8 protein-coding genes are annotated in these 6,855 nt (G+C 55.9%); 6 read left to right on the forward strand and 2 right to left on the reverse strand.

Features of this window, described 5'->3' with window-relative positions:
- Positions 1 to 173 precede the first annotated feature (173 nt).
- The 5 genes from KJ970_18110 (at position 174) to KJ970_18130 (ending at position 5,419) form a co-directional block, all read left to right on the forward strand.
- Complete coding sequence (locus tag KJ970_18110) at positions 174 to 590, forward strand: hypothetical protein (GenBank protein ID MBU2692837.1); 417 nt, start codon at positions 174 to 176, stop codon at positions 588 to 590.
- A 102-nt stretch (positions 591 to 692) separates the two neighbouring features.
- Positions 693 to 1,886, forward strand: coding sequence for a hypothetical protein (locus KJ970_18115; protein ID MBU2692838.1), 1,194 nt, complete (start codon positions 693 to 695; stop codon positions 1,884 to 1,886).
- On the forward strand, positions 1,852 to 2,907 hold the full coding sequence (locus tag KJ970_18120; GenBank protein ID MBU2692839.1) for a hypothetical protein: 1,056 nt from the start codon (positions 1,852 to 1,854) through the stop codon (positions 2,905 to 2,907). The genes KJ970_18115 and KJ970_18120 overlap by 35 nt, the downstream gene beginning before the upstream one ends.
- 296 nt (positions 2,908 to 3,203) lie before the next feature.
- On the forward strand, positions 3,204 to 3,521 hold the full coding sequence (locus KJ970_18125) for a hypothetical protein (protein MBU2692840.1): 318 nt from the start codon (positions 3,204 to 3,206) through the stop codon (positions 3,519 to 3,521).
- A gap of 458 nt (positions 3,522 to 3,979) precedes the next feature.
- The gene (locus KJ970_18130; protein MBU2692841.1) at positions 3,980 to 5,419 is read left to right on the forward strand and encodes a helicase RepA family protein; all 1,440 of its coding nucleotides are present in this window, start codon (positions 3,980 to 3,982) and stop codon (positions 5,417 to 5,419) included.
- Between the two features lie 336 nt (positions 5,420 to 5,755).
- Here KJ970_18130 and KJ970_18135 read toward each other — a convergent pair whose 3' ends face one another.
- Both KJ970_18135 and KJ970_18140 read right to left on the reverse strand, forming a co-directional pair.
- On the reverse strand, positions 5,756 to 6,061 hold the full coding sequence (locus tag KJ970_18135; GenBank protein MBU2692842.1) for a hypothetical protein: 306 nt from the start codon (positions 6,059 to 6,061) through the stop codon (positions 5,756 to 5,758).
- Between the two features lie 18 nt (positions 6,062 to 6,079).
- Positions 6,080 to 6,301 (reverse strand): hypothetical protein, encoded by a 222-nt coding sequence (locus KJ970_18140; GenBank protein MBU2692843.1) that lies wholly within the window; start codon positions 6,299 to 6,301, stop codon positions 6,080 to 6,082.
- 92 nt (positions 6,302 to 6,393) lie between these two features.
- On the opposite strand from KJ970_18140, the gene KJ970_18145 reads away from it, so the two are divergent.
- The coding region (locus KJ970_18145; protein MBU2692844.1) for a DNA adenine methylase at positions 6,394 to 6,855 on the forward strand (462 nt) is incomplete at its 3' end.

A 6,855-nucleotide genomic window follows, 5' to 3' on the forward strand; every position in this document is an offset into this window, starting at 1 on the left:
ATATGGGATTCCCTATCACCCAGGGAACAAGCCCGGGCCGTCCAACTTCTTGTGGAGCGAGTGGGATATGACGGGGAGACGCTCGCCATAACGTTTCGACCGACGGGGATCAAGGCGCTCTCACAGGAGGGGGCACCATGAGCGGGAAGGCACGCCCGGAGACAGCGACGGCCTTGTCAGCCGGCCCGACCCTGGAGTTCAAGGTCCACTTCCGTAACGGTGACAGGGGACGCCGACGACTCCGGAGGGGAGCCCGGCCGACACCGCCGACCGTTAAACCAGGCCGAGTCCCGCGAATATCCCGCCTCATGGCTCTGGCAATCCGCTACGACGATCTAATTCGGCAGGGGATTGTAAAGGACTACGCCGATCTGGCCCGTTTGGGTGGCGTGAGCCGGGCGAGAATTAGCCAGATCATGGACTTGCTGAACCTGGTACCGGAAATCCAGGGGGAGATCCTTCTCCTACCTCGCACAATCAAGGGGCGCGATCCGATCCGGGAGAGAAATGTTCGTCCAATGGCCGCCATGCCCCTTTGGTCTCGCCAGCGCGAGATGTGGGAGAAACTGACCGCCGAGCGGATGATCTGATATCCCAGCTTATCCTGGAAGGCTTCACCGTCGGACGGTCAGGCTTTGACATTCGAACATCGGAGGATGCATGGTTATAGGAAAGCAAGGAGGATAGGACAAATGGCGACATATAATCTTAGACGTTTTGACCATGTCGGCGGTCTCAAAGCCATCGCTCTTGGGCATCTACTGGCTCTGTTGAATCCCTACAGGACCTACTTTGATGGCCGAGGCTTGATGTTACCACAACCAACGGCCTCCGATGGTCTCGACTACGACGAACTCTTGAACATTCTCATGAATCCGGTCACGGATACGCCGAACGGGCTGATCGACGCTCTCTTTTTCGTTCACGAGATGTCCACGCCGGAAGCCATGGACGATCTCATTCAGGAGGCGAAGAACAACAACATCTCTCTCGACGGAAACCCGGACCCCACTGCGGCGGATGTAGCCGTCCAAGTCTATCTTCAGGACAAGGAACTCCTGGAGCGCAAACACGCGGAGCAGTATCTCAAGAAGCCTCGGTCCTTCGAGTATTTCCAGACCGATTCAACAACGATTCCTGAGTTTAAGCAGCCTACCGCGAAAACGCTGGCCGCTCTTGAGAGGGACCTCGACGACTGGTTCGAGGAGAAGAAACGCGGGCGGGGATCACGGGTCTTCGTCTATCCCAAGACGGGTGAAGTGTGGATCCTGGTTCGTCACGGTGATCCGTATAGGCGCGAGGGCAGTCTCGATGGTGGTAAGGCATCGAGCGTGTTCTACCGTCCGGAGAAGTATGATGTCCTGGTGTATGACCCGGGCATCGGCGAGATTCGTATGCATGCGTGCGGGAAGGGGGAGAAGGATCTTTTCCAACGTAAGTTCGGCCGCCACGTGTTCAATGACGAAAATTTCTTTCCAGGCACAGGCAAGTACACACTCGAACCGATTCGGACCGACGGGGATGCATCCATGGTCTGCACTGATGTGGAAGGCATGGACTGGGTGCGTCTCAAGGAGCTCCAGTTCTTCTGGGGTGGCACAGAAAAGGAAATTGAGATACGCAAAGCCAATGATGTGTTCGCCGCTTACGCCGAACGTGATTACGCGATGCCCCAGAAGGCCCGGATCATCAGGGCGGGCTTTCAGGTCAAATTCACCGACTCTAAGACGACCCGCATGGTGACTATTCGTCCGTCGAATATCGCTTTGTACACGAGGGATAGCGACGCCTCTGTGATTGAAGATTGGCTCGATAAGCGAGGGTTTATTATTCCCGGGCAGAGAGATGATAATGAAGAGACCGAAAGACTTCTGGCGCACGCTTGAAGCCTTCCCTGGTGCGGCGGCGGTGAGTATCGAGTGGAAGGTCCGGTGCGGAGTCGACTATGGGGCTGCGCAGAGTTTCCTTCGGCCGAACGGCAAGCTGGCATTGTCCTACCCCTGCACAATTCCTCGTGGCTGCGGATGCCAACACGATGTTATCACCCATGCAACGGATGATATCGTGGCGGTCTGCCGATGTGAACGTGGGTGCGAGACCTTTCCTCTGCAGCAATCTGATGTCGTGATCTATGAATTGGACCGTCCGGCCCTTGGCGCGGCGCTGGTCAATCTTCTTGGTCTGTTTAATGGAACCGACACGGAGACCGATCTTCACGGAACGACGTGCATCGGAGTCTACTCTCCGTATGCCGGGTACCGATTCCCGGTCTACCTAACGATCCAAATCGAGCCTTCTGACTTCAATGAGATAGTCGATGGTCTCCTGGTGCGGAATAACACCCCCTTTGTACTCCTGGCCCCCACGCGCGATCTCTGCACCGCAAAGGCGGAAAAGCTTCTGATAGACAAGGGCTCAGTCTTCGTTCCCTTGTCGGAGAATGTGATCCTCGGAGACAAACGAGAGCTTCGGCTTCTTCGTCCCCTCGATGAAATCTTGGCGCAGTTCCTCGCGACCAATCTCCCGTCCCCGAAGGAAGATGGCTCTAAGGTCTTTTTCCCAACTCCTCCGGATGCGACTTGGAGGGACGTGTCGATCAAATTCATTGACGGGCATACCGTCTCGATCACTGTGAAGTCGGTCGGCGGAGTGTACAACTACATACAGATGGGGATGGTCGATCGCAGAAACAGCGGCCCGACTCAACAATGGAAATTGCTCAGGGCCTTCAGCGAAAGATGCGGAAATATGACTTGGGATCATCCAGCGGCCGATTTAGGGAACATAAAACGCCGGGAAAGGCTTGCTGCCAAACTTAGCGCCTTCTTTCGCATTGAAGGGGAACCATTCCGCCTGACCCATGATCGGAAGGGCTGGCAAGCGCGTTTCTCCATCTCGCCCAGGTAGTAGCGTGCGGCTCCTGCGACATGTCGCAGAACCCCTTAAGAGAAAGTCACTAAAATCTCATTATTTTTAATCGTCTAACCTCAAGACTCACAAGCTATTTGCTCATTTGAACCAGCCGTAGAATAAAATTTCCTCCGACAACAGCGACATGTCGCCATAGAGATCGGGTTCGGCAAGAGCTAGCTGAGTTTATGCCCGGACTACCGGGCGTGGACCCCCGAAGAGGACTCCTTGCCGAGCCTGCCTCTCGGGGGTCTCTACATTGTGCGCATTATGGCACGAGCGAGGAAACGCAGATGAGTGGCTCGACAAGGAAAAGCATTCTCACCCAGCAGCGACGTCGTCTCCTTGAACTGATGCAGCAAATTTCATTCGGCAAGATCGAGGATCTTACGGTGCGCTCAGGCGAGCCCGTGCTCGATCCACCGCCGAGAGTTGTGCGGGAGATCCGGCTTGGCCGGGCTGGCCCTGGTCCAGGGAAGGGCAAGGATGACTTCCTTCTGAAGAGGCAGGTCGTCGAGCTGTTCGATGAGATGACCCGAGTCGGCAATGGCCGGATCGAACGGATCGACATCCAGGGTGGACTGCCGTTCCGGGTCTTTGTTGCGTCATGAGCACGCTATCAGACAAGCCGACAATCGGCACAAGGTTCGATGACATCCTATCCAGACTGCAGGGAGTCCGGAGGACGGCGTCGGGCGCTATGGCTCTTTGCCCGGCGCACAATGATAAAGACCCTTCATTAAGTGTTTCGGAAGGAACTGATGGACGTGTCCTACTTCACTGCCATGCGGGATGTTCCTACGAAGAGATCCAACATGCTCTTGGCCTTGGACCAAACGACATTTCCAGGGATGAACGCCAAGCCCCAACGGCATGTAAATCAGAGGCCGTTCAAGGCACTGGACGCAGGCCCGAGATGAGCACCTCCCCAGAATCCGAACCTGTCACAGTTTCAGCCCTGGCAGAGAAGACGGCCCTACCTGAAGAACACCTACGTCAACTTGGGCTTCGTGATGATCCATCCGGACGAGTTGCCGTTCCCTATTTTGATGCCGGGGGACGAGAGGCCATGATTAAGTGGCGTGTATCTCTTTCCGGCGATCCAAAGTACATCCATGCCAAGGGCGACTCGGCCAGGGTCTATGGTCTGAACTGGTTGGCGCAACGGGAAGACAAGTGTTTCGTCGTGCTCGTTGAGGGTGAGTCCTGCACCTGGACCCTACTCCATTGTGACTATCCTGTCCTTGGTATACCCGGGGCATCCAATGCTGAGAAATTGGAACTTGTCCACATTCGGGATGTGCCCTACATCTACATTGTTCAGGAACGGGATGATGCAGGCTGCCAGTTTGTCGATGGTTTGACAAAACGGCTACGAGCCCTGCATTGGGTCGGGGATGTATTTATCTTGCAGCCACCGGAGGGCATCAAGGACACAAATGATTGGTACAAGTCCGATCCCGATGGTTTTAAACCCTGCTTCGAGAAAGCCCTTGAGGATGCTGCTCCGCTGGATTATTTCCCCGATCCATTCAAGGGTGCGATATTGGATTGCGGGTCCTTTCTCCAGGAGGATATCAGGCGACCCAATAACCTCCTTGGTGATGGGGTCCTTACAGAAGGGTGTCTTGCCGTTCTCTACGGAGTGCCCGGTACCGGCAAGTCCTGGGCTCTCCTTCAGCAGGCTGTTGCCATCGCCACCGGCAGTGTGTGGTTTGGATTTCCAACGGTACGGACACGGGTGGCCTATCTCAATCTTGAGCTTCCTGGGTACTACCTCAAGGAACGCGTCCAGACCATTCTGCGGGCATCCGAAATTCCCGATGATCTGTTTCTCATCTCCCAGCCCTTCCTCACCGGCCGTATCGATGTTCTCAATCCCGATCACATTCTCGGATTTAAACGAATGATCAAGAATCACGGGATCAGGCTCCTTATCCTCGATGCCTTCAGCCGGATCCACACTGCGGACGAAATCTCGGGACAGCAGATGGGCGAGGTCATGGGCGCCTGCGATGAGTTGAGGTTCGAGACAAAATCTGCTGTCGAGCTATGCCATCACGAGCGCAAGGGTCAGACATCCAGGGGCTCAGCCGGGGACTCAGATATTGACGCCCTCAGGGGTCATAGCCGTCTGTTGAGCGATCCTCAGACGCTGATTCGTCTCCGGGAGGTTAAGAAGCGGCTTCGGCTTGCCTTTACAAAACTGAATCTCGGACCTCCCGTCGATGGGATCTGGCTGGCTCGACGTGAAGATGGAACCTTTGAGGTCACCGAGGAACCGCCAGACAAGAGCATGGAACGAGAGGAGAATATTGAGGCTCTTGAGAATGCTGGCCGTGAAGCAGGAGCCGCCGGGCTCACGGTAGCCAAGGCACAAGCATTGATGCCGCACCGTCGTGGGGAAAACACTGTCCACAATATTTTCAAGGACCTTGGCTTTAAGAAGGTTGGTTCTGGCCGGACAACCACATGGGTGTTTAAGGGTCAAAATGAATCCCGTAACTGAAAACAACTACGAGATAGCTACGGGATACTCGCAACCTGTTGGTTGGTTATACGTTACAGGGAATCACGAATCTTATCCCGTAACAAGGAGGAGTCTTCTGTATTTATCTCGTAATGAATCCCGTAACTCACCCCCTTATAGGGGGTGTTACGGGATTACGAGATTCGGGAAGACGTGCAATAAATACCAGATTTAACGTGAAATTGAACAACACGGAGTTATGACATGGTACGAGTCAAATCATCTGTCGTTGTTTCGACATCAGCCCGACGACCAACCCCCGGATGTAATGTCCGAGGGCGGTTGGCAACTCCAATGGGTCCGCTCGTCGCTGGCTCAGGAGATGCCCTCTTCGAGAATCCTCTTTACGGCGTCGAGATCGCGACGGGCTGTCGCCAGCACGACACTTTTCACGAACCTCGATGCCTTCGCCGAGCCCGCGACCTTGTGGATCAGATCCCGTTCACTCCGAAGCAGCCGGAAGGCGAAGACGACCTGCTCATCCGCGCCGGTCTTCGGTGTGGCCTCCGGGGCCGTAGCCTTTGGATCCGGCTGGTTGCCTTTTTGCCCGGGTGCCGTCTTGCGGGTCTTGTCCTTCTTGGCGGCAGTCTGGCTGCCCTTGCTGATCTGCTTCTTAGCCATGGTCGCTTCTCCTTCTGGTTATTGGTTCGTCCTGGTCATCTTGTCCAGCGCCGGATTAATGCCTGCCTCTCCATCGTCGCAGGAGAGCAGCTGTTCAATTTCTGTGGCCCAGTGCAGGAAGTCGTACCGGCCACCGGCGATTGTGTTGTCCGATATCTCAGCAGCCTCGCGCATGAGCCCAGCCGCCTTGGCGAGCAGGTCGGCGGCTTGTTTGGCTTTCTTCGTGGCCTTCGCGTTCATCGTTCCCTCCTTTATGGGCCAGGCCCCATCGCCCGGCGCATTGGTAACAACGCTTCCAACCCCAGAGAAGTCAAGTTAGGGGTGCAACAAAAATGACAAGAAACAAAAGATTAACGCTGTGGTCCGCTTTGCCTCCGTACCTCGGTGGAAAGCGCCGTCTTTGTCCCCTGATCTTCCGTGAAGTGGACCGAATCCTGCCACGGAAGCTATGGCCGGGTATGACATTCCTGGACGGGTTCCTTGGGGGCGGGTCGGTATCGCTCTATGCCAAAGCGCAGGGTTTCAGGGTCGTTTCGGTGGATATCGCCGAGCGGTCCATCGTGGTCGGGCAGGCACTGATACAAAACAGCTCGGTCCGGCTCCGGCGGGAAGACATTTTGCGGGTGGCCGCCGACAAGTACGAACCCCCGGGCCAGGTTGAACAAAACTACGCGCCACAGGCGTTCACGCGGGCACAGGCGCGACTTCTTGACCGTATCCTAGCCATGGCCGGGGAGGCGCGAGATATGGCGCGACAGGGGCTCCTGCGGCTCCTGGCGGTGCGTGTAGCGCTG

This window comes from Candidatus Eisenbacteria bacterium, from assembly GCA_018831195.1.
In the GTDB taxonomy this organism is placed as follows: domain Bacteria; phylum Eisenbacteria; class RBG-16-71-46; order CAIMUX01; family JAHJDP01; genus JAHJDP01.

What these genes read in the sequence shown, in the direction of transcription:
- KJ970_18130 (MBU2692841.1), top strand. Translation starts at nt 3,980, where the DNA reads ATGATTAAGTGGCGTGTATCTCTTTCCGGCGATCCAAAGTACATCCAT.
- KJ970_18120 (MBU2692839.1), top strand. Translation starts at nt 1,852, where the DNA reads ATGAAGAGACCGAAAGACTTCTGGCGCACGCTTGAAGCCTTCCCTGGT.
- KJ970_18125 (MBU2692840.1), top strand. Translation starts at nt 3,204, where the DNA reads ATGAGTGGCTCGACAAGGAAAAGCATTCTCACCCAGCAGCGACGTCGT.
- KJ970_18140 (MBU2692843.1), bottom strand. Translation starts at nt 6,301, where the DNA reads ATGAACGCGAAGGCCACGAAGAAAGCCAAACAAGCCGCCGACCTGCTC.
- KJ970_18115 (MBU2692838.1), top strand. Translation starts at nt 693, where the DNA reads ATGGCGACATATAATCTTAGACGTTTTGACCATGTCGGCGGTCTCAAA.
- KJ970_18135 (MBU2692842.1), bottom strand. Translation starts at nt 6,061, where the DNA reads ATGGCTAAGAAGCAGATCAGCAAGGGCAGCCAGACTGCCGCCAAGAAG.